The following is a 22,457-nucleotide window of genomic DNA, read 5'->3' on the forward strand; positions in this document are numbered from 1 at the left end:
CGAATAATTGTACAGGTGTATTTTAGGATTGCTTTACAAACTTAATTAGAATATTTGGTATATTTTGTTATAAAAAGCTAACTATCTAACTAAATAAGTGATATAATTGTGATATCACTTTGATATATAGGAGGCATTAAGATGGTTGAAAAGAAGGCAGTTAAAATGAATGGTTATTTAGGCGTCCTTGCAGGGTTGGTCATTATCAGCATTAGTGCTTATATGTTGATAAATGGATCAACTGTACTTCCAATCGTATTATTAATAGCTGTTGCCATATTATTGTCTGGCATCACCATTGTCCAACCAAACGAAGCAAAAGTATTAACATTTTTCGGAACATATGTAGGAGTCATACGCGAGCAAGGTCTATGGTTGGCAATACCTTTTACCATCAAATCCAGCGTTTCACTGCGCGTCATCAATTTCAATAGCGATACCCTAAAGGTAAATGATTTAGAAGGTAATCCGATTGAAATAGCTGCCGTGGTGGTATACCGTGTCAATGATAGTGCGAAGGCAACTTTTGATGTGAAGGATTACAAAGAGTTTGTACAAATCCAAAGTGAAACGGGAATTCGTCATATCGCAAGCCAATACGCCTATGATCACTTTGACAAAGAAACCGATCTGTCACTACGGAGAAATAGTGATGAAATTGCTGTTTTTTTAGCAGAGGATTTACAAAAACGTTTAGAGGTAGCTGGTGTGGATGTGCTTGAGGCACGAATCATGCATCTAGCCTATTCTTCTGAGATTGCTTCCGCTATGTTACAAAGACAACAGGCCCAGGCTGTGCTGGCTGCCCGTAAGGTAATTGTTGATGGTGCCATTGGAATGGTGAAAAGTGCGATCGACCAATTGGCGGATGAAGATATTGTTGAACTTGATGAAGACAAGAAAGCACAAATGGTCAACAACTTAATGGTTGCAATTGTTTCAGAAAAGGGAACGCAGCCAATTATTAATACAGGAAGCATTCACTAGGTTTTTAAGATGGCCAAAAGAAAAGCATATCCGCTAAGAATTGATCCTAAACTTTATGACGCACTTGAAAAATGGGCAGATGATGAACTTCGCAGTGTAAATGCTCAAATAGAAATCCTCTTAAAAGAAGCCGTAAAAAAAGCAGGCCGATTGAAGGATGATCAAGAACAACAAGAATAAATTCGAGACTATTAGATAGCCAGAAGCATAGTTAGAACGTTTGTTTAAAATAATACAAACGTTCTATTTTTATTGTGGTGATTTAATAAACACTCTTATACCATTCCTATTGACGCTTTTTGAGCACACATAAAAACCACCAGTCTATGTTTGCTCAATGTCAAAATCCTCGTTTCTACTTTTAATTATTTTTAGAATTGTATTATAATTTAGATATAAGATTCATAAGGAGATGATTAACTTGAAAAAGTTCTTTAAGATTGGATGCTTAGGAATCATAGTTATTGCTGTATTACTTATTATTGTTGCTATTGTAGGTGGCGGAGAAGAAGAAAGTGTATCAACTGGTAATACTTCAGACACTAAAACAACTGAAACACAAAAAACAGATGATGGAACTAAAACCATTGATGCTTCTTCTCAACAAGTAACAGCACAAGGACTAAAAGTTGGACTAGGCGACATTAAAATTGAAGAAAATGAAATCCAAGTAGGTATCAATGTTCAAAATACAACAGATGGAGTTCTACAATTTTATCCCGACCAAGGATCAGCTGTAATTGGCGATATGCAATTGGATGCCAACATGTTCTTAACTGATGGTGATGTTAGTGGTGAGATCCAAGGTGGGGTTAAAAAAGAAGGAGTACTTGAATTTTTAGCACCTGATGGTAAAACCATTGATGTTAATTCCGTTAAAGAGATAAAGTTAATACTGGGTGACGTAACCACTGAGGATTTCATGAACAGTGAAGATGTTTCGTTTACTATTCCAGTGAAATAATATAAAAACCCCTTCTCGCAAAGAGGGGGTTTTCGTGTTTATAGACTAACATAAAAAGCTAATTTTATCTCTTAATGAACCATTTGATTGCCCTAAAGATTATAAAATAGGGAAGTAGCCATATAATCAATAAGCTTTTAACGCTATAGTCTGAAAACTCAGCACCAACAATAGAAAAAACCACTCCTCCGTATTTAATGGTTTAACATTCTCTACAGAAAAGTGGTTTTAAACTAAGCCAAGAAAACTTCACCAATATACTAAAAAATATCGATGAAGGTTACATCTTTTTATGTAAAAAAGACAGTAAACTTTAACCATGTATAATCAGATGACCTTAGAATCCCAGATGTAACAAGGCTTATTTCCCTTGTTGCTTGTTCATCGCATTCATCATTTGATTTACTTTCTTTTGGGATGGCTTCATACCCATTTGTGTCATCATCATTTTAATCATTTGTTCATTGATTGGTGGGTTTTTCTTTAAATAGTCCATCATGTATTTACGAGCGATAAAGAATCCTAAAGCCACACCAGCAATCAAAGCAATCACTGCCGTAAGAATATAATATCCCATAACCTAAACTACCTCCTCCGTGCTGTCACAAAGACATTGTACTAAACCAAAGTAATAATACCATAACTATTGTGATATTTCTATCAGATTTTGATACAAACAGACATAATAGAATAAATTCCACGGTATTTATAACAATCTCATAGTGAAATCTGTCTTATTCTACTTCATACATATAACCTCTGTTTAATAGGTCTGAGCCAAGCGCACCGTTCCTTAGTTATATCCAACGCTAAAAAATATGGATTCCACTGCCTGAGCCATTCAAAAAATATGGTCTCACATTCATACGTTCCAGTAGCATGCAGAATCAATGAATGATTGCGATATCCTAAGCTTGCTTCGCTTTGGCCGACATTTCGCTTTCTGATATAATATACCCCATTTTCCATATAACAATCTTTATTTTCCATTAGTTGATTTTCCATAAAAGAGGTAAAAAGCTGTGCATGAATCTTTTTAGTAACAAAGTTAATTTGCCTGCGGAGTATTTTTTTCTTATCCCCTTCAGATTGTTCATAATCCTGGAATAAGTTAAAAAACATATATTCTCGTCCATAATAATGACGTGCAAATTCATTCTCTATTAAATAAATAATATAAGTGCGCATACTCTTACCTCCAATTCTCTTTACATATAGTATAAAAAACTATTGTTGCATATTATGTAAAATGAACGTGCAGAGTTGTTCTAATTTTGTCGAGTAAATATTTTTTTTGATTTTTCAAATTAATCTCTTATACCCATTATACATATGATTTACTCTTATCACCATTGATCATCTGTATAATTCTGTAATTTGACTGGCTACATATTCAGAACTGAAATGAAGTCCGTCTTTTATCCACCATATGATAATTCCCAATACTGATGAGCTAATATATCCGGTGATAGACTTTTTCTAATTTAGGGGCAAGTGATGCTTATTATTTCATGACATTATTGAGTGTCATCGCATTAATGATTACATTTTTTGTACCTTCTAAAAATTATATCCATTCCCCACTCGCTAGGATCAAGGGCAGCTGAGGAAAATAAAATTGATATATTTCATATTTTTAAATGGATTAGCCTACAGACATAAACACTTTAAATAAGCTTGTTTACAAAAAGCCTGGACCCATAAGTCCAGGCTTTTTACTTATTTATCCTTCAAAAATCAAATTAGCCAGTACTCCGTTTTCTGCTGGAATCCTCCAAAAACCGGTTGCCGTTATCTGATATCTACTTTATAGCAAGAATATGACCAGTACTGGATTAGCTGTTGTTAATCTCCATTTTCATGCTTAGTGAGGTTAAGACTTTCTAACCTATCATAAACTTCAACTCTGGAAAGATTATAGGACTGCCAAGTATAGTCAGTGTTCCTCATTTGCTCATATTGGACTGATAATAGATGTTTCAATTCACCAGAATTGGGGTCTGATTCATATAAGTCAATCAGTCCAGATAATCCTGTATAGGATAATTCGTTTAAATAATATAGATCAATTTTACCCGTTTCTTTATATCTACTTATATTTTTATCTACGATTAGTTGATCCAGTTGAACGATGTGCAATCCAGTGTAAAACAATAATCCGGTTAAAAAATAAAAATGTCTTAATGCAATTCGTTCAATCCAGATTTTTACTAATGTATAGGTAAAAATGACAACCAGATAAAGCATAATCGTATGTGCGAGTATTCTGAGAATCGTATATCCATAGGCCTCTTCATACATATAGAGGCGCATAAAAGCCGATGTTAGCATAACTCCGCTAAATACGATTAAAAGACTGAGAAGGACCTGTATAAGCCTTTTAGCAGCGTTCATTTGAACAGATACATACTTTAGGGTTCCAAGCAGTATGGACCAATTTATGAGGGTAACCAACAATAACTGGGCAAATCCTGTTCGCGCGCTTGAAGCATAGGTCATATCATTGAGAAGCGGGCTGCCAAAGAAATATTTAAACTGGACAATTGTAAATAATAAATAGACTCCATTAATCAGGACCAGAATCGTTGTCACAATGGTTGAATCGAACTGGACACTTCCTGCCTCTTTCATGTTAGAGGACAGTGTTTGCGGCTGTTTTAAATGTAATACATTTAGAAAACCATAAAACAAAAGAGCAAATAGGATAATAACTATCAATCTTCCAAAGAATTCACCTATTTGTACGGAAAATAACCAGTCAGGGATGTGCATAAATATCGCTTGAAAATGACTGTCTGCCGATACAAGCAATAGAATGATGATGATGAGTATCGGGAATGCAATAACAATTCCCAAACCGATGCTTTTAGCCATCCCCCCAGTTTCCCCTGCTCCCTCTTTTCTGAATTTTTTTAGGATGTAGGAGATGAATTGCTGATTGTATTTAATACTGTTTACCAGTTTTGTTTTCAATTGTTTAATAAAGTTGACTCTGCTCCAATCAATTTTTTGTTGATTTGTAATAAGTGTTAGCTGAGCTGCTACAAGAATTGGTATAACCAACCCATTCGTTAGATAAAAAAGGACATTAGATTGATAGAAATAAGATAAACCAAGAATCCAAATACAAACCATCAGAAGGCTTCCAATTCGCATATGAGTAAATTTCGTTTTCCGAAACCTCCAAAAAAACAGACCATAAAAAGCAAATAAGAACAACGGATAGGAAATCCCTACTTCTCCATGTAAAAAAGATAACTCAGCAAAACAGGCTAGCGCTATACATAACAGTGAAAATACTTTATCTTCTTTTTTAAACTGAATATCCATTTTAAGGATCCCCCTCTACCTAGTTATTCTAGGTATATAGTGATAAATATACATAGTTATTCTATGTATATAGGCAAATAGTCAAAGCGAGGCTTTCTTCCCCCATAGATACCCAGCAAAACTGACTGGATATAAGATAAACGTACAAAATACACATGCAATAATAAATGGTTTATCCAGTAAGGGGTCAAACCATTGATCCGGTACGAGGTTAAAGATAACCAAATACATTAAGATAATGTTAGGGATCACCGTAATCAAAAACGTTTTCTTAATAAGCTTTTTGCCCTGATGTCCAAATTCCTTGCCAATTTCATAACCAAGCAAGACCCAAAAACCAATATAGATGGCCATTAAAAGTACAGGAATCGATGTTAGCAAAGACCATATTTCCTTGGCCCAATTCCAATCATATGTATGGTTGATAAATGTTAACAAAATTCCGCTTATAAAGAGGGACAAGTTAATTCCTGCAAATATCCACCTTGTTTTTCTTGGTGTAAGGGTTAGTTCCTGTTTCCAGGATACAGCAACTTCTTCCGGTGTACCCAGCCGCATCGATAGCTCTTTATAGATTAAGTCGGGTGACTCATCCTCATAAATGATGTCGCAAGCCATTTCGGAAATATGTAACTTATATTCTTCCATAATAGCCGCTTTATCAGGATGGGCACCCAGCAATCGATCAAGCTGACTTAAATAATCTTCTTCAGCCCGTCTCATGTTTCTGTTCTCCCCATTACCTTGTTCATGACCTGGACATATCGATTCCATTCGTTTGTTTTAATCTCTAGCATCTCTTTGCCAGCCATGGTAATACGGTAGTACTTACGAGCGGGTCCCTTCTCTTGTTCAACCCAGTAGCACTCTATATATTCCTGTTTTTCAAGCTTATGCAAAGCAGGATACAGCGTACCTTCCTTCATCTGAAATCCATGGTCACTGCGGTGATCCATTTCTTTCACCAATTCATACCCATACATATCTCTTTCTTGCAAAAGCTGCAGAACAAGAAGTGATGTACTTCCTTTTACAAGTTCACGATTAAACATTTCTTCACCTACCTAGAATTATTAGGTACATATCAAACATACATCATTTGGAATTGTTTGTAAATATATTCATAAAAAAATCACCAGAGAAAGACCCTGGCGATTTTTTAAAAATATATTTTATTTTTGTAGCATTTCTTTTACTAAAGAAACCACATTAGATGGAGTGAATCCGAATTTTTCCATTAACAATTCACCAGGGCCGGAAGCACCAAAGCGGTCAATTGCCAATATTTCACCTTCATCACCTGTATAACGGTCCCATCCGAAAGATGTACCTAATTCAATTGCAAGGCGTTTCTTAACAGATGAAGGAATAACAGATTCTTTATATTCAGCAGATTGAGCTTCAAAACGATCAAATGATGGCATGCTGACAACTGATACATCAATGCCTTCATTCGCTAAAATAGCCTGTGCTTGAACAGCCAATCCTACTTCAGATCCAGATGCCAACAATATAGCATCGGCAGCATCCTTATTGGAAGGTGAAACCACATATCCACCCTTAGCAACGCCCTCTTCAGCTAATTCAGCTGATAACGGTAACGTAGTTAAGTTTTGGCGGGATAATACTAACGCAGTTGGTGCAGACTTGCTTGTTAATGCCGCTTTCCATGCAGCTGCCACTTCATTGCTGTCAGCCGGACGGATAAGTGATACATTAGGCATTGCGCGCAATGCAGCCAAGTGCTCAATTGGTTCATGAGTTGGACCGTCTTCTCCAACAGCAATACTGTCATGTGTAAATACATATGTGACAGGAAGATTCATTAACGCTGCTAAACGAATAGCTGGACGCAGGTAATCAGAGAATACAAAGAATGTTCCTCCATACACATGCACACCACCGTGAAGTGCCATACCGTTTAATGCAGCACCCATACCAAATTCACGTACTCCAAACCAAATGTTTCGGCCATCATAGGAGCCTGGCAAGAAATCTTTTTCGCCTTTCAGCATCGTTTTGTTTGATCCAGCTAAGTCAGCGGATCCACCAAATAAAGATGGAAGATTTTTAGCGATTGCATTTAATACTTCTCCGCCTGAATTACGTGTAGCAACGGCTTTTCCTGCTTCATAAACAGGAATATCCTTATCCCAGCCTTCAGGTAATTCGCCTTTGATTGCTGTTTCTAGTTGAGCAGCAAGTTCAGGGTATTCATTTTTATAGCTTTCAAATAATTGGTTCCATTCTTCTTCTTTTTTAGCACCAGCTTTTACAACAGTTTCTTCGAATGTGTCATAAACTTCCTGTGGTACATAAAAATCTTCTTCGAATGTCCATTTGTAATATTCTTTAGTCAATTTCATTTCGTCTTCGCCAAGCGGAGCACCATGAACAGCAGATTTACCGGATTTATTTGGAGCACCGTATCCGATAACTGTTTTTACTTCAATCATAGTTGGACGGTCAAGATCTGTTTTTGCCTCTTCAAGCGCTTTAGCAATTTCATTCAGATCATTACCGTCTTCTACGCGAATGTATTGCCATCCGTAAGCTTTAAAACGCTCAGCAACACTTTCAGAGAAGCTCATATTTAATTCGCCGTCAAGAGAGATATCATTGGAATCATAAAGGACTACTAAACGTCCCAATTTTAAATGGGCAGCAAGAGAAGCAGCTTCAGCTGATACCCCTTCCATTAAATCTCCATCTCCGCAAATGCTGTATGTAAAATGATCTACAACATCAAAGTTATCTTTATTGTAGACTGCCGCCAAATGACGTTCCGCCATTGCCATACCGACTGCCATCGCAATACCTTGGCCAAGTGGTCCGGTTGTAGCTTCTACGCCTTTTGTATGTCCATATTCAGGATGTCCAGGTGTTTTACTGCCCCATTGTCTGAAATTCTTAATTTCTTCCATATCAAGGCCATAACCTGATAAGTGCAATAAGCTGTATAAAAGCATGGAACCATGTCCTGCTGATAATACAAAACGATCACGGTTAAACCAATCCGGATTTTTTGGATTATGGTTCATGAATTTGGTCCAAAGAGTATAAGCCATAGGAGCAGCTCCCATTGGCATACCAGGATGACCTGAATTAGCTTTTTCAATTGCATCGATTGAAAGAGTACGAATAGCTGTGATAGATAAATTATCTTTTTCTGTGAACATTGCCTACATCCTTTCAGATTAACCTTCTAATTTATATTAATGAAGTATAAACAGGTTGACAAGACTTTGTTGGTAAATGCTACAAAATCGTCACTCCTTAAGATATTTTTTTGGAGTCTAACCTATTATGCTATACCCTTAATGTAATTTATTATTACGTAATTTTTTTATTTTTTCAGGTGTGACATCCTTACCTTCTGGATCGATAATTGTCAAACCTTCAACCGTATTTCTCATTGAGGTACGAAAGGTTTCCAAATACTCTTTCCTCAGAAGAGATTGTTCAGTGGCTTCTTCTTTTGTAAGGCCAACTGTTTTTGATTTCTTAGATAATTCATTAATTCTTTTAATTTTATGCATTGGCAGCATGGTATTGCTCCTTCTATATAAAATATAAGTAGATATTGTCATCGTATAGAAAAACTGCGTAATTTTCAAGAATGAACTATTGATTAGTATTCTTTTTCATATATTCTGAATATCTTCGATGAATGGTGGCTTTTGAGAGATCATAGCCTTTTCTGTTTAAATTCTCCGTAATTTCAGCAAATGTTAATCCTTTAATACGCAGCTCAATAACCTCCTGTAAAGGTACCTCTGACCTTTCTCTTCCGCCTCCAAGATGTTGATTTGCTAAATTTCTTTGTGGTTTATATCCATTTTCAATTGCTCGTTTCATCCCTCTTCTGATTTTACTGTTTTGTAATTTTCGCTGATATTCCTCTACTATACTGATGATTTGCAAAAGCATGGCATCTGTTTCAGAAACCTCAAGCTCACCATTATGAGTAACCGTATATAATTTAACCCCTTCTTTATAGATGCAATGTAATAGAGCAATCTTGGCATTTCCTCTGCCCAGTCTTGTTTCATCCTGAATCAAGAGACCCTCGATTTCTCTATTTTTCATTTTTTCCAGCAAGATTAGAATGCCTTCTCGTTCTAAATCATATCCACTGGCTTGTTCTTTCTCGATTATTACCACCTCGAACCCCTTTATGGCAGCCAGTCTTGTTAACTCCTGCTCCTGCCTTTCCAGTGATGTTTCCTGTGAACTTTTATCTGTGCTGACTCTGCAATAAATTCCAACCTTCATTTTCTCTCACCATTCTTCTTTACATATAGATAAGGCCGGGAAACATTCCCGACCTTACTGATTATATAGTTATTTATCAGAATCTGCTAAGTGTAGCATTTCTGTATTTTCGTTCATTTTCTTTACAGGAATCACAATCGTTTGCCCTTCCTTTAAATGATTAATGTGCAAGTCATTATGTTCCTGAACCCAAGAGACAAATTCAGTCTGTGTCATTTCGCTGCCGTCAAAACGTTCAGCCATATCCCAAACTGTATCTCCTTTTTTAACCGTGATTTGTTGATAATCGTCTTTTGGTGCTTCAATATTTGTTACTATCATTGTAGTTATTAATAAGAAAAGACCTATAAAAAACAAGATTGAATAATTATAAGAAGTCCATAATTTTTTCATAAATAAACCCCCATCGAATGTATGTTCGTTTAATATAAATCAAGTATAAACCGAACAAACGTTTTGTGTCAATACAAAAAACGAACTTATGTTTGTACTGTTAAACAGGAAATGATATACTAAAAACAAGAAAAGCTAAAAGAGGTGCGGGAGATGACTACTAAATTATCCAAACGGCAACAGGATATTTTGCTATATATTAAAGAAGAAGTAAAAACGAAGGGCTATCCGCCTTCCGTTCGAGAAATTGGCGAAGCAGTCGGACTGGCTTCAAGTTCCACGGTTCATGGTCACTTAGCGCGATTGGAAAGCAAAGGACTCATCAGACGAGATCCTACCAAACCACGTGCTATTGAAATCCTGGATATGGATCCACATGACCATATTCCAAAAACAAATTCAGTTAATGTACCATTAATCGGGAAAGTAACTGCAGGGCAGCCTATTACAGCTATCGAAAATATAGAAGAATACTTCCCTCTGCCTGAGCATATGGCTCCTGCCGATGAAAATGTGTTTATGCTAGAAATTATGGGCGACAGTATGATTGAAGCTGGAATACTTAACGGTGACTATGTAATTGTTCGCCAGCAGCATACAGCAAACAACGGTGAAATTGTCGTAGCCATGACTGAAGATGATGAAGCTACCGTTAAACGTTTCTTTAAAGAAGATACTCATTTCCGTCTGCAGCCTGAAAATTCTATGCTCGAGCCTATCATTCTACAAAATGTCAGCATCCTTGGCAAAGTGATCGGGTTATACAGAAATATTCAATAAGAACGTTGGGACCGGCTTTCAGCCGGTTCTACTTTTGTGTTTAAAATCTATTATCTCTATTAAACTTATGCATTTAAGAATTGGCGTATTCCATTTTATAAATAGATTAATACTTTTATTTATCTCGTTGTTTACATAATATTATTATGTGATACAAAAAAGCTTGCAACCATTTTGATTGCAAGCTTGAAGGTCCTATATATCCCATCCTTTGTAATAGTATCTTGATCGTTTACTCTCTTCATAACACGACTGGCAAATAGCAAATGGATAATTCCAACTTAACGGCTTATTGCATGACCGACACTTTGTTTGATATTTTTTAACCCCTTTTCTTAACTGATTATGTGCATCTGAACTGATTTCTTCTCTTACTCGCTCCCAATAGACCGTTTCACTTCTTCGATCTAATTTATACAAAAACAATAAATGCAATCCTACTGATTTATAAGATAATTCAAGTTCATCCAAGGAATCTTTCTTTATTAAAGGCTCTCTCAATTCTCTTCTATCCACAATGGCTTTCATATTATAGAGCCATTGATTAACGAGGCTCTCCTCATTCGCTGAAAAAGGTAAATGCAGAAAACCGTATAAATCAGTTATCGACATTCGTCCTTCTATTTGTTCATGGCGAATTAAATGATATAAAGCTTTTTCCTGAGTAAGCGGTGCTTTTGTTGTGCCGGAAGGATTTTTAAATTCATCCCATAATTCAAAGAATTGATCAAAACTCGAGTGATAACGTTTAAAACGTTCAAATACACCCTGTGTAGGTGCTATTGTAAATGTACTGATCGGCCGGTCTTCACCATTTAACAACCGTTTCATTAAACCAATTTGATCAGTAAATGCCACTCTTCCTTCATTATATATACCTTTACGGCCGGCACGGCCCGCTAACTGCTTTACTTCCTGGGAGGTTAATAAACGCCTTCTCGTGCCATCAAATTTATCATTTTCCAGAAAAACGACCCGCCTAATCGGTAGATTGAGCCCCATCCCGATAGCATCTGTAGATACAATCACTCGCGTCTCCCTGTTAATGAACCTCTGAATTTGTTTAGCTCTTGTCTCAGGAGGCATACTTCCATAGATTATACTTACTTTATGGCCGTTTCTCTCCAGCTTTGAAGCGGTTTGAAGCACTTTATTTCGAGAAAATACAATCAATGCATCTCCTGCCTTGGTATGTTCGATCTTAAAAGGTTTTTTCTCTACAATCAGCGGTATATCACGTTTGTATTCATGAATTTCAATATCATTTCCCTGAAGCAGATTTAGAATCATCCTTTTCGAATTGTGACTGCCTATGATGTGAACTTCCCGAGCACGCGCTTTATTAATAGCTCTAAACCAAGAAAACCCACGATCTTTATCTGCGATCATTTGCGCTTCGTCTATAACCATGACGTCGAATTCATCTTTCTCGGTAAACATTTCAATTGTGCAGGAATAATGCGTGGCATTTGCAATATCCTTTTCTTCTTCACCTGTCTTTAATGCACAGGCAATTCCGTTGTTTTTAAGCGTTTCATATACTTCAAGTGCCAATAGCCTTAAAGGTGCCAGGTATATACCAGATGCAGCTTCCCTTAATCTATTTAACGCCTGATAGGTTTTTCCGGTATTTGTTTCTCCTATATGCAGAATATATTTAGTGTTACTATAAACGGTTGTTTTGTATTCAACTCCAAAAATATCATCCAGTTTCTTTTGTTTTATTTCTTCCTGTTTCCTCAGCTCTTCTAATTTCTGTTCTCTTTTTTCAATTCTCTCTTTGTGCTGAGTATGGTATAACGGCATTTGTATATCAAATTCGTCCGGGTGGTTTCGAACATCTATAAGGTCCTCAATCAATTCCTGCTCTATTTCACTTTCATATTCCCATTGAAATTCACTAATATTAGCCCCAATCAATTGCCTGATCAACTTATGATTAATCGACCCTTTAAACAAATTCTCATATTGGTTTATGATCTGATTCGGCAATTCTGATAGTATAAATGGGTATATGGTTTCGTAAACAAAGGTATCGATTAGATTTTGATAAATATATTCGTCAAAAACAGAATCATCCTGGTATACATCATATCCCCAATATAAGAGGTCGTTGAGCGTTTCAAATTGGGCTTGATTGAACCCCTTCACATTTGATATATCCTTTTGTAATTGATTTGCCACTTTATATCTGAGCTTTAAATAAAAATAAAGCTTGTTACTGCTCAAAATACTTAAGGCCTCATCTTTTATAACGGTAATCTCATAATTTGCTTTCAATTTTTTTAACTTTACTGATTCAAATAATTCATTCCATCGTTCATCTGTTTCTCCAAAGTAATCTTGGATCCAACTTTTCATATCAAAAGATTTTAGTCCACTCAGTTCTTGTTCAACCATTTTATTAATTGCTTTCTTGGAGGCTCCTTCTGTTTCTATACCACGAAGCCCCAAAAATTTAATTTTTTCAGTTCTATTCATCCGCTGAAGCGTTCGACTCTTCCATGCTAAATTCCAAATCTGATTCAAATAACGTTCTCTGCTTTCCAAATAATCATTAACAGCAGGCTTTGTTTCACTTTCTTCCATATATAAGGAAATATCATTCAGAATGTCATTTTTTGCTTTTTCAACTGCTTCTTTATACCCTTTATTCAATATGTCCATTATTCCGTTCTCCTTCAACTGCCATAAAAATTCTCTTATAAGGCTAATATATACGATTAACCGCATATCTATAAATTTAATAATCTTGTTTACATAATATTATTATGTTCTATAAGTATTTTTTCTTAATTTTGATATTAGACCCATTTGATTCATTACTTTATTTAAATCATACATATAATATCACCGGATCAATCATAATTGTTCCATTTTATTTGCTTTGATGGCGCATTTTCTTTATATACAGCAAAATTAAAGTATTAAACAAAATAAACTCCCCATTCATTGAGGAGTTTTGATTTATTCTTTTATAGTAAAGTTCTTGAACTAAAATTTTGGTTTCTTTCCTTCAAATGCCACGTTTACAAAACTAAAGCCTTTTTCATTTCTTTCCTTATGTATAATCAAGAGAGCCCATCAGAGGAAACTCCTAAAAGTAGAGAGTTATCAATATTTCACAATTGTTGTTACACCACGTTCAGTTAATAATGTTCGATGGCTAAGCTCTTCTACCCATTTTTTAGGGTTAAGCCTAAACAATCCATATTGATTTTGGTAGGTGTAACTACCAACGTTGATCATAATTGGCTCTGGAACTTCAAGGACACGCTGTATATATTCTTCATACCACTGTTGAACAGGTATTTCATAAAGCTCGATAACATCACCAATATCCATATATTTCTCCAAATAAACGAAAAAATGATTACCAAGAACTCCGACTTCATATATGTATGGCATTGATAAAACAGGTTTAACAATATCACACCACCATTTATCTGCTTCATACACTGAGAAACACATGTCTAATTCATCTATTCCATTATTATGGTAATTCTCTATTTCTTCAGGCATTATAAATGGCTTAGACGATGCTAAAAATTGAATACGCGACATATACAAGCCCTCCGTTCACTTCCATAAATTTATTTCTTAATTTTAATCAATAAATTTATTTTGAAATGATTTGAATTCCACTCTATAACTTTTTCTACTAAACTGCGAATCATTTCAAAATATATATTACCATAAATTTCAAGAATTCATTTTTTAGTTCAATAATTAAATTCTATGAAAATCAACCTTGATTATAAATTGTAGTTCCAGAATGATTCCTGTCTGAAACTGATAAAGCCAGATATAACAATGATCCCCCACCCATAATTTGCTAATAACGACTTAAAAACCTGTACTACAACCAGCAACGTTATATATCCATTGAGCTCTCTTGTCTCAAGATATGTTTGAGAATATATTCTTTTTAATATTTGCTCCCATTCAAACTCATATATTATTATTTTGAAATCTTCTCTTCCATAAATAATTATGAGAATTCTAATCGGATTTATTAAATACATGATAAAATAGCGATTAGAACAGATAAAAGATGGGAGAGGAAGCAATATATGACAACGACCATTCATCCACAAAAAGAAACGCCTATTTTCCCCCACACAGGTCATTTCATTGAGACAGAGAACAGACGAATTCCTATCTTAGCTCGTCACGGTGAACCACTTGTTGTGGTATTGGGAAACGTGTTAAGCGACGAAGAATGCGATACATTGATAGAGTTGGCGAAGCAGGATATGAAACGATCAACCGTTGGAGCAACCCGTGAAGTAAACGGTATGCGTACGAGTACAGGTGCTTTCATTGAAGATGCCCAAAATGAAACCGTTTTACGCATTGAAAAACGACTAGCTGAAATCACTGACATTCCGTCTGAACATAGTGAAAATCTACATATCCTTCGCTATACTCCTGGCCAGGAATACAAAGAACACTTTGATTATTTTGCTTCAACAAGTCAAGCAGCTCAAAATAACCGAATCAGTACAATTGTCTTATACCTAAACGATGTGGAAGAAGGCGGAGAAACGTATTTTCCTCACCTAGACTTATCAATCGCTCCACAAAAAGGAATGGCGGTATACTTTGAATATTTCTACCAAGATGAATCTCTGAACGAAAAGACCTTACATGGCGGTGCCCCGGTTACCAAGGGTGAAAAATGGATTGCTACTCAATGGATTCGGAAACAACGTATTCGTTAACAGGACAGTAAAGCGAGGCAATGATGTATGCCTTGCTTTTTCATTTGTTCCGATACATTCTATTAAATTATCTTAATCAAGTTAAGTTTTTCAAGAATACAACAATCCAATTATATTAACTATAAAACTAATTAAAAAAGCATGGAGATAATCCATGCCAACGCTTAACTATTAGATAGCTGTTTAGCAGCAAGTGATTCGCACACTTGCTTCCAACTAACTGGTTATCATTTTATTTTTATCTGATTAATTTCATGTACGATCTCCGGATTGACTAAGGAGGATAAATCACCTGCATCTTGATTAAGGAAGGTAGATTTGATGACTCGGCGCATAATTTTTTGGTTTCTCGTTTTTGGCAGGTCGCTAACAAAGTAAATAGCTGAAGGCTTGAGTGCTTTTCCAAGCTGATTGCCCAAAAGTTTCATGAGCTCCCCTTCGAGCTCTGCATTCCCCTTTACATTCGATTGTAAAACGGCAAAGCATACACAGGATTCCCCTTTAAGCTCATCCGGAATACCGATAGCAGCCGCTTCAATCACGTCTTCATGCTTAATAAGAATGGATTCATATTCAGTCGGACCTACTCTTTTTCCCGCTATATTCAATGTATCATCAGACCGCCCTTTAATCTCCCAAAAAACGCCGTTTGTACTCACCCAATCCCCATGAACCCACGTATTCTTATAGGTGCTCCAGTATGTATCTAAGTATCTTTCCTTCTCATTCCAGAAGCCTTTTGTCATGCCTACCCATGGAGCACGAATACAGAGCTCACCCACTTCGTTCGTAACAGATTCTCCGGATGAATTTAAAACCGTAATATCCATGCCTGGCATCGGTGAATTAAATGTAACAGGAGCAATAGGCTTCAATAAAACATTTCCTAAAATGCCGCCGGATATTTCGGTGCCTCCTGAATAATTTATAATCGGGATTTTCTTTTTCCCAACCCTTTCAAACAACCAATTCCACGGATCCGGATTCCAAGGCTCACCCGTTGATCCAAACACTTTAAGAGATGAAAGATCATGAGAACCAATCGAGTCATCAGCCCTTGCCATTAGAGAACGAATTAATGTAGGTGAAATTCCTAATTGCGTAACTTTCCACTTTTCAACTAACTTCCATATCTGATTAGCCGTTGGGTAGTCAGGAACCCCATCGTAAAGCATAATCGTAGCTCCGTTCATTAAACTGGCAAACAACTGAAATGGTCCCATCATCCAGCCCATATCGGTTATCCAGAGAAGCTTATCACCCTTGACCACGTCCATTGAGATTCTTGCATCAATCGCTGACTTTATCGGGAAACCGGTATGAGTGTGGACTGTTCCTTTTGGTTTGCCTGTTGTCCCTGAGGTGTAAATGAGCATGAATGAATCATCACTCTTCATTTCAGCAGAGGTGTCTACCGGTTCTGTTGCTTCAATATGACTCCAGGATACAAATGGAGCATGTGTCACACTCTCTCCCACTACAACTACCTTCTCCAAAGTATCCATTTCATTTAAAACATTTGTAACTGTCTTTAACATATCGACCTTTTTACCTCGGCGAGTATAGGAATCTGCCGTTATAATCATTTTGGAACCTGCTGCGTTTACCCGTGTCTTTAGGGCATCCTCTGCAAAACCGGAGAATACAGGCGAGACAACCGCACCAATTTTTGCAGCAGCCAGAATGGCTACAATGGTTTCCGGAATCATTGGCATATAGATGGTTATTCTATCTCCACGTACAATCCCCTGTTCCAATAACCCTCCTGCCACTCGGCTCACCCACTCATATAATTGCGGAAAGGAGATTTTCTTTGTTTGTCCTAATTCATTTTCATATTCGATTGCATGATGATCAGAATATATCCATTTCTCTATACAAGAATCCACAATATTACAGGTTCCACCGACATACCAATCCGGGAATTCAATCCCATTTGATAGGTCCATTACTTTTTTATAAGGTGACTTCCAACTGAACCCTAATTCTTTTTCGACCTCTCCCCAATACCATTCGGGCTCTTCAATCGATTTAGCATAAAATTGGTCATAGTCTTTAAGGCTCAGTTCTTTTATCCATTTATGTAGACGCAGGTTAGAAATCGTACGATGATCGGGTATCCAGGCTACTTGGCTCATGATAGAACCCTCCGTTTCCTCAAACCGGGTAAACCGGATGTTTTCGGCATGAAAAGACCTGATATTTACTTTCATATAAGCTAAATCTAGTGATTAATTGACTTCTTAAATCATTCGGTTCAACAATATCATCTATTATCATTTCTGAGGCAAGGCGATAAATATTAATATCTTCCTTGTACTCTTCTCTTTTTTCCATAATGAAGCCTTGGCGTTCTTCTTCCGGCAGCGCGGCAATTTTATTGGCATACACAGCATTCACTGCCGCTTCTGGTCCCATAACTGCAATTGAGGCAGTCGGCAAGGCAATACAGCAATCTGGTTCAAAGGCTGGACCAGCCATCGCATAAAGGCCAGCTCCATACGCTTTCCGAACAATTACAGAGATTTTTGGAACGGTTGCTTCACTCATGGCAGCAATCATTTTTGCACCATGCCTGATAATTCCTGCCTGCTCTACTTTAGTGCCAATCATAAAGCCTGGTATATCGGCTAAAAAGAGCAAGGGAATATTGAAGGCATCACATAGATTAATGAATTTAGCTGCTTTATCAGCAGAATCATGAAAAAGGACTCCACCCTTTACACGCGGCTGATTAGCAATAATACCGACCGGTTTACCACCCATTCGGGCAAGACCAGTAATTAATTCAGGTGCAAACATTTTCTTGATTTCACAAAAGGAATCCTCGTCTATTAATTGATTAATGAGATCATACATATTAAAAGGTGCATTTTGATTCTGAGGGATAAGATCTGCGATTGTTTTGTCTGATACTTGAGGTAGTTTTTCTTCGGTGCTTTTTGTTTTTTCGGCAAAATTGGCCGGGAAGTAGGACAGATATTTCCGGGCATATTCGATTGCCTCTTGTTCACTGCTTACAAGGACATCTCCGCATCCCGATACGGAACAATGCATTTTCGCTCCGCCCATTTGTTCCAATGTGACCTTCTCGCCAATCACCATCTCTGCCATTCTAGGAGAACCAAGATACATGGAAGCATTCCCTTCCACCATCACAACGATATCGCAAAATGCTGGAATATAGGCACCGCCTGCTGCAGATGGGCCAAATAATAAACAGATTTGCGGGATTTTCCCGGACAGTTTTACCTGATTATAAAAAATTCTGCCAGCCCCTCGGCGTCCAGGGAACATCTCTACCTGATCCGTTATTCTCGCACCGGCTGAGTCCACTAAATACAGCATAGGGATTTGCAGCTTATCAGCAGTTTCCTGAATACGAATGATTTTTTCAACCGTCCGTGCACCCCATGATCCTGCTTTAATGGTTGAATCATTGGCCATAACAGCAACCGTTTGACCATTTATTTTCCCTAATCCAGTTACCACCCCGTCAGCCGGTAAACCTTCCGCAGAATGATTCGCAAACAATCCATCCTCAGCTAAAACGCCTTCATCAAACAATAGCTCTAAACGCTCACGGGCGAACAATTTGCCTGTTTCTTTATTTTTTTGATGATACTTCTCTTCTCCGCCTCCTTTAATTTTTTCTATTCGTTCTATAAGGTCGTTTTGAATTGTGTTCATCGTCATCTACCTTTCTATTGAGAATTTATTCACCGGTATATACAGGCTTACGTTTTTCCTTGAATGCCATGAGTCCCTCCATACGATCCTTCGTTGGAATCGTAACCTGATAGCTCATTTCTTCAATTTGCAAACCATGTACTAAATCTGTTTCCATACCTCTTTCTATCGCTTTTTTAGCTTCCTTCACTGCGATAGGTGCATTGGCTGCGATTTTCCTTGCGATTGACAGACTCATAGTCTCCAGTTCATCCGGCTTGGCGATTTGATTAACCAGGCCAATTTGCAGTGCCTCAATGGCATCTATCCTGCGAGCGGTGAAAATAAGCTCCTTTGCTTTGCTGATTCCAATTAATCTCGGCAGTCTCTGTGTTCCGCCTGCGCCTGGAATAATTCCCAGAGAGGTTTCTGTGAGCCCCATCCTGGCATGATGGCTGGCCACTCTTATATCACAAGCCAATGCAAGCTCAAGCCCTCCGCCAAATGCTGCCCCATTAATGGAAGCAATGGTCGGCTGCGGCATTTGGTCAATCATGGAAATGGTTTCCTTGATTAATCTGACCGCTTCTCCTACCTGTGCTGGAGTCATATTTAACCGTTCTTTTAGATCAGCACCAGCACAAAAGGCTTTGTCACCACTGCCAGTAATGATTATGCAATGAATAGATGAATTTTCTTTATATAGACGCAGTGTTTGTTGCAATTCTTTTAACAACTCAATAGATAAAGCGTTGGATTTATGAGGATGATCTAATACAATCACCGCTATCCCGTCTTCTCGTATGGATCGGTTGATCATCAGTTGACCCTTCTCCCTTCCTTTTTCTCCTGGATAGCCATTTGTTTGCTCGACAAAGGGATACCCATCTGTTTTTGAATATAATCTGCAGCTTCAGCTAACATTCTTCCATCAATACCCGTACGAATCCCCATCCTCTCAAGCATATAAACTAAGTCATCAGTGGCTACATTTCCTGAGGCTCCGGTTGCATATGGACAGCCGCCTAAACCGCCTAGTGAGGAATCAAAAATTGTATATCCTTTCTTTAAAGCTACTAATATATTTGCCAGCGCCATGCCGCGTGTGTCGTGAAAGTGTAACGCAATACGATCCTTATTAAACCGTTTTGTTACTTCATCCAGTAAAAAATCAACCTGTTTTGGATGGGCAATACCAATTGTATCGCCAAGAGAGATTTCATCTACCCCCATCGCGAACAGCTTATCGCATATATGTAAGACAGCATCAATCTGAACTTCGCCCTCGTACGGACAGCCAAACACTGTCGATACATAAGCTCGTGTTGTTTTTCCTTCCTTTGATGCATCCTCTGCAACCTCCTGAAGAATTGGAAAGGTGTCTGCAATGGATTTATTTATATTTTTTTGATTATGTGCTTCACTCGCTGACATGAAAATAGAGACTTCATCGATATTTGCTAACAGCGCATTTTCCAATCCCTTTCGATTTGGCACTAGAGCCGCATAAGTGACCGTATCCTTGCGCTTGATTTTCCTTGATACCTCCAGCGCATCAGCTAGCTGCGGAATCCATTTAGGAGCAACAAAAGATGTAATTTCAATATAAGAAAGACCCGTTTCGCTCAACAGGTCAATCCATTCTATTTTTTGTTCAGTCGGAGCTATATTCATCTCGTTCTGCAAACCGTCCCGGGGGCCAACTTCTTTTATTTGTACAAATTCAGGTATCTCCAAAAAAGTTCTCTCCCTTCTAGTCAATACGGATTAAAACATCGCCCTCATTTACAAAATCCCCTTCGTTTACGACAACCTCTGTGACGAGTCCGTCTCCTTCAGCGGCTATAGGAATTTCCATTTTCATAGATTCCAAAATGACCATGTCCTGACCGTTTTCAACGGTATCTCCCTCTTTTACTTGTATTTTCCATACATTTCCTGCCATACTTGCTTTGATTTCTTCAGCCATTATTACCTCTCCTATCTGTTTTTCATTTTTTTAAGATTTGCTTCAATAAACCCAGTTGTTGTGTCTCCCGCCTTAAATGCTTCATGCTGGATGACCGTTAAAAGCATGGGTAGATTTGTTTTAATTCCCTGAATTTCATAGCTTTGAAGTGCCTTTGTCATACAGCTTATAGCTTCTTCCCTGCTTGATGCCGACACAATTAGTTTTGCAATCATCGGATCATAAAATGGTGTTACCTTAGAGTTACCACTGATAGCAACCTCATTTCGTACACCTGGACCATTCGGTAATTTCAGATAGGTTATTTGCCCGGGTGATGGTAAGAACGTAACGGGATCCTCCGCATAGACTCTCACTTCAATAGCATGACCCTCTAACCGAATATCATCTTGGGTAAAACGTAAATTCTCCCCATAGGCAATCCTAATTTGCTCCTCAACCATATCAATTCCCGTAATCTCCTCTGTTACCGGATGTTCAACCTGCAGGCGCGTGTTCATTTCAAGGAAATAGAAATTCTTTTGTTCATCCATTAAAAATTCAAAGGTACCTGCATTATAGTAGCCTAAATCGCGTACGGCCTTTAATGCTGTTTCGCCCATTCTTTTCCGTAAACTCTCATCAACAAATGGAGATGGTGCTTCTTCTACCACTTTTTGATTACGGCGCTGAATGGAACATTCACGTTCCCAAAGGTATACAGCATTGCCTTGCTTGTCAGCCAGCACTTGAATTTCAATATGTCTCGGGTTCACAATGACTTTCTCAAGGAACATATCCCCATTGCCAAAAAAACTTTGGGCTCGGTTTTGATTGCCTTCATATGCTTTTATGAGCTCGATTTCATTTGAGACTGACTGCATGCCAATCCCGCCTCCGCCAGCAGAGGCTTTCAGCATTACAGGATATCCGAGTTTCTTAGCTACCCTGACTGCCTCCTCCGCATCAGCAAGCGGGTATGATATTCCAGGCACAACCGGTACACCTGACTTCTCCATGGCCTCCCTTGCCTTTGTCTTTTGTCCCATTAGTTCAATGACATCCGGAGAGGGACCAATGAAAACAATATTTTCTCTTATGCATTCCCTCGCAAACTCACTGTTTTCACTTAAAAATCCGTAACCCGGATGGATAGCTTCCACATCATGCTCTTTCGCAATCTCTAATATTTTCGCGGTATTAACATAGCTTTCATTTACTCTTGAACCACCCAAAAGAAAAGCAAAATCTGCTTCCTTAACAAATGGTGCCTCTTGATCTGCCTCAGAATAAACCGCAACCGTTTCGATATTAAGGCGTTTACAGGTACGGATTATTCTTGAAGCGATTTCCCCTCGATTGGCAATTAATATTTTCTTAAACAATG

General features: G+C 37.7%; 23 protein-coding genes. 5 read left to right on the plus strand and 18 right to left on the minus strand.

The features are described 5' to 3' along the window. The first annotated feature begins 141 nt into the window (after positions 1 to 141). The 3 genes from AC4BHP_RS15935 (at position 142) to AC4BHP_RS15945 (ending at position 1,951) form a co-directional block, all read left to right on the plus strand. Entirely contained in the window at positions 142 to 987 is an 846-nt protein-coding gene (locus AC4BHP_RS15935; RefSeq protein ID WP_490553343.1) for an SPFH domain-containing protein, read from the plus strand. A 9-nt stretch (positions 988 to 996) separates the two neighbouring features. Then, positions 997 to 1,167 (plus strand): type II toxin-antitoxin system antitoxin, encoded by a 171-nt coding sequence (locus AC4BHP_RS15940; protein WP_139063817.1) that lies wholly within the window; start codon positions 997 to 999, stop codon positions 1,165 to 1,167. 232 nt (positions 1,168 to 1,399) lie between these two features. Continuing rightward, a complete protein-coding gene (locus tag AC4BHP_RS15945; protein WP_254654700.1) occupies positions 1,400 to 1,951 on the plus strand; it encodes a hypothetical protein in 552 nt (183 codons plus the stop codon). A gap of 361 nt (positions 1,952 to 2,312) precedes the next feature. On the opposite strand, the gene AC4BHP_RS15950 is transcribed toward AC4BHP_RS15945, so the two are convergent. The 10 genes from AC4BHP_RS15950 to yneA form a co-directional block, all read right to left on the minus strand. Further along, entirely contained in the window at positions 2,313 to 2,528 is a 216-nt protein-coding gene (locus AC4BHP_RS15950) for a YneF family protein (protein ID WP_066103996.1), read from the minus strand. A 167-nt stretch (positions 2,529 to 2,695) separates the two neighbouring features. After that, positions 2,696 to 3,139 carry a sporulation inhibitor of replication protein SirA gene (sirA, locus tag AC4BHP_RS15955; RefSeq protein ID WP_066103999.1) on the minus strand — a complete coding sequence of 148 codons (444 nt, stop codon included), beginning with the start codon at positions 3,137 to 3,139 and terminating at the stop codon, positions 2,696 to 2,698. Between the two features lie 168 nt (positions 3,140 to 3,307). Beyond that, the gene (locus AC4BHP_RS15960) at positions 3,308 to 3,421 is read right to left on the minus strand and encodes a TetR-like C-terminal domain-containing protein (RefSeq protein ID WP_180349939.1); all 114 of its coding nucleotides are present in this window, start codon (positions 3,419 to 3,421) and stop codon (positions 3,308 to 3,310) included. A gap of 375 nt (positions 3,422 to 3,796) precedes the next feature. Further along, positions 3,797 to 5,281 (minus strand): DUF4153 domain-containing protein, encoded by a 1,485-nt coding sequence (locus AC4BHP_RS15965; protein WP_490553346.1) that lies wholly within the window; start codon positions 5,279 to 5,281, stop codon positions 3,797 to 3,799. An 81-nt stretch (positions 5,282 to 5,362) separates the two neighbouring features. Beyond that, positions 5,363 to 6,004, minus strand: coding sequence for an HAAS signaling domain-containing protein (locus AC4BHP_RS15970; protein ID WP_490553348.1), 642 nt, complete (start codon positions 6,002 to 6,004; stop codon positions 5,363 to 5,365). Further along, complete coding sequence (locus AC4BHP_RS15975; RefSeq protein ID WP_490553350.1) at positions 6,001 to 6,333, minus strand: PadR family transcriptional regulator; 333 nt, start codon at positions 6,331 to 6,333, stop codon at positions 6,001 to 6,003. The genes AC4BHP_RS15970 and AC4BHP_RS15975 overlap by 4 nt, the downstream gene beginning before the upstream one ends. Before the next feature lie 120 nt (positions 6,334 to 6,453). Beyond that, positions 6,454 to 8,460 (minus strand): transketolase, encoded by a 2,007-nt coding sequence (gene tkt / locus AC4BHP_RS15980; protein WP_490553352.1) that lies wholly within the window; start codon positions 8,458 to 8,460, stop codon positions 6,454 to 6,456. A 138-nt stretch (positions 8,461 to 8,598) separates the two neighbouring features. Beyond that, positions 8,599 to 8,829 (minus strand): DUF896 domain-containing protein, encoded by a 231-nt coding sequence (locus tag AC4BHP_RS15985; RefSeq protein ID WP_066104018.1) that lies wholly within the window; start codon positions 8,827 to 8,829, stop codon positions 8,599 to 8,601. 76 nt (positions 8,830 to 8,905) lie between these two features. Further along, positions 8,906 to 9,556, minus strand: a complete 651-nt coding sequence (locus AC4BHP_RS15990) for a YneB family resolvase-like protein (RefSeq protein WP_066104021.1) — start codon at positions 9,554 to 9,556, stop codon at positions 8,906 to 8,908. A gap of 69 nt (positions 9,557 to 9,625) precedes the next feature. Then, complete coding sequence (gene yneA / locus AC4BHP_RS15995; RefSeq protein ID WP_066104023.1) at positions 9,626 to 9,949, minus strand: cell division suppressor protein YneA; 324 nt, start codon at positions 9,947 to 9,949, stop codon at positions 9,626 to 9,628. Between the two features lie 153 nt (positions 9,950 to 10,102). Here yneA and lexA point away from each other — a divergent pair, with 153 nt between their 5' ends. Then, positions 10,103 to 10,729 (plus strand): transcriptional repressor LexA, encoded by a 627-nt coding sequence (lexA, locus tag AC4BHP_RS16000; RefSeq protein WP_066104026.1) that lies wholly within the window; start codon positions 10,103 to 10,105, stop codon positions 10,727 to 10,729. A gap of 195 nt (positions 10,730 to 10,924) precedes the next feature. On the opposite strand, the gene AC4BHP_RS16005 is transcribed toward lexA, so the two are convergent. Both AC4BHP_RS16005 and AC4BHP_RS16010 read right to left on the minus strand, forming a co-directional pair. Continuing rightward, positions 10,925 to 13,396 carry a helicase-related protein gene (locus tag AC4BHP_RS16005; RefSeq protein WP_490553355.1) on the minus strand — a complete coding sequence of 824 codons (2,472 nt, stop codon included), beginning with the start codon at positions 13,394 to 13,396 and terminating at the stop codon, positions 10,925 to 10,927. A 447-nt stretch (positions 13,397 to 13,843) separates the two neighbouring features. After that, the gene (locus AC4BHP_RS16010; RefSeq protein ID WP_066104031.1) at positions 13,844 to 14,293 is read right to left on the minus strand and encodes a hypothetical protein; all 450 of its coding nucleotides are present in this window, start codon (positions 14,291 to 14,293) and stop codon (positions 13,844 to 13,846) included. Between the two features lie 509 nt (positions 14,294 to 14,802). Between AC4BHP_RS16010 and AC4BHP_RS16015 the strand changes: the two genes are divergently transcribed. Next, complete coding sequence (locus tag AC4BHP_RS16015; RefSeq protein WP_490553357.1) at positions 14,803 to 15,453, plus strand: 2OG-Fe(II) oxygenase; 651 nt, start codon at positions 14,803 to 14,805, stop codon at positions 15,451 to 15,453. 227 nt (positions 15,454 to 15,680) lie between these two features. Here the strand turns inward: AC4BHP_RS16015 and AC4BHP_RS16020 are convergent, their stop codons facing one another. The 6 genes from AC4BHP_RS16020 to AC4BHP_RS16045 are packed head-to-tail and all read right to left on the minus strand — an operon-like array spanning position 15,681 to position 22,455. Then, a complete protein-coding gene (locus AC4BHP_RS16020; RefSeq protein ID WP_490553359.1) occupies positions 15,681 to 17,591 on the minus strand; it encodes an AMP-binding protein in 1,911 nt (636 codons plus the stop codon). A 19-nt stretch (positions 17,592 to 17,610) separates the two neighbouring features. Further along, positions 17,611 to 19,143 carry an acyl-CoA carboxylase subunit beta gene (locus tag AC4BHP_RS16025; protein ID WP_490553361.1) on the minus strand — a complete coding sequence of 511 codons (1,533 nt, stop codon included), beginning with the start codon at positions 19,141 to 19,143 and terminating at the stop codon, positions 17,611 to 17,613. 25 nt (positions 19,144 to 19,168) lie between these two features. Continuing rightward, positions 19,169 to 19,942 (minus strand): enoyl-CoA hydratase, encoded by a 774-nt coding sequence (locus AC4BHP_RS16030; protein ID WP_490553362.1) that lies wholly within the window; start codon positions 19,940 to 19,942, stop codon positions 19,169 to 19,171. Continuing rightward, positions 19,942 to 20,859 carry a hydroxymethylglutaryl-CoA lyase gene (locus tag AC4BHP_RS16035; RefSeq protein WP_139891592.1) on the minus strand — a complete coding sequence of 306 codons (918 nt, stop codon included), beginning with the start codon at positions 20,857 to 20,859 and terminating at the stop codon, positions 19,942 to 19,944. Before AC4BHP_RS16035 ends, AC4BHP_RS16030 begins: the two co-directional genes overlap by 1 nt. A gap of 16 nt (positions 20,860 to 20,875) precedes the next feature. Beyond that, the gene (locus tag AC4BHP_RS16040) at positions 20,876 to 21,091 is read right to left on the minus strand and encodes an acetyl-CoA carboxylase biotin carboxyl carrier protein subunit (protein ID WP_066104050.1); all 216 of its coding nucleotides are present in this window, start codon (positions 21,089 to 21,091) and stop codon (positions 20,876 to 20,878) included. Between the two features lie 11 nt (positions 21,092 to 21,102). Next, positions 21,103 to 22,455: an acetyl-CoA carboxylase biotin carboxylase subunit gene (locus tag AC4BHP_RS16045; RefSeq protein ID WP_140461405.1), complete on the minus strand. Its 1,353-nt coding sequence runs from the start codon at positions 22,453 to 22,455 to the stop codon at positions 21,103 to 21,105. Positions 22,456 to 22,457: the final 2 nt, after the last annotated feature.

Source organism: Pradoshia sp. Z4_20, from assembly GCF_058216035.1.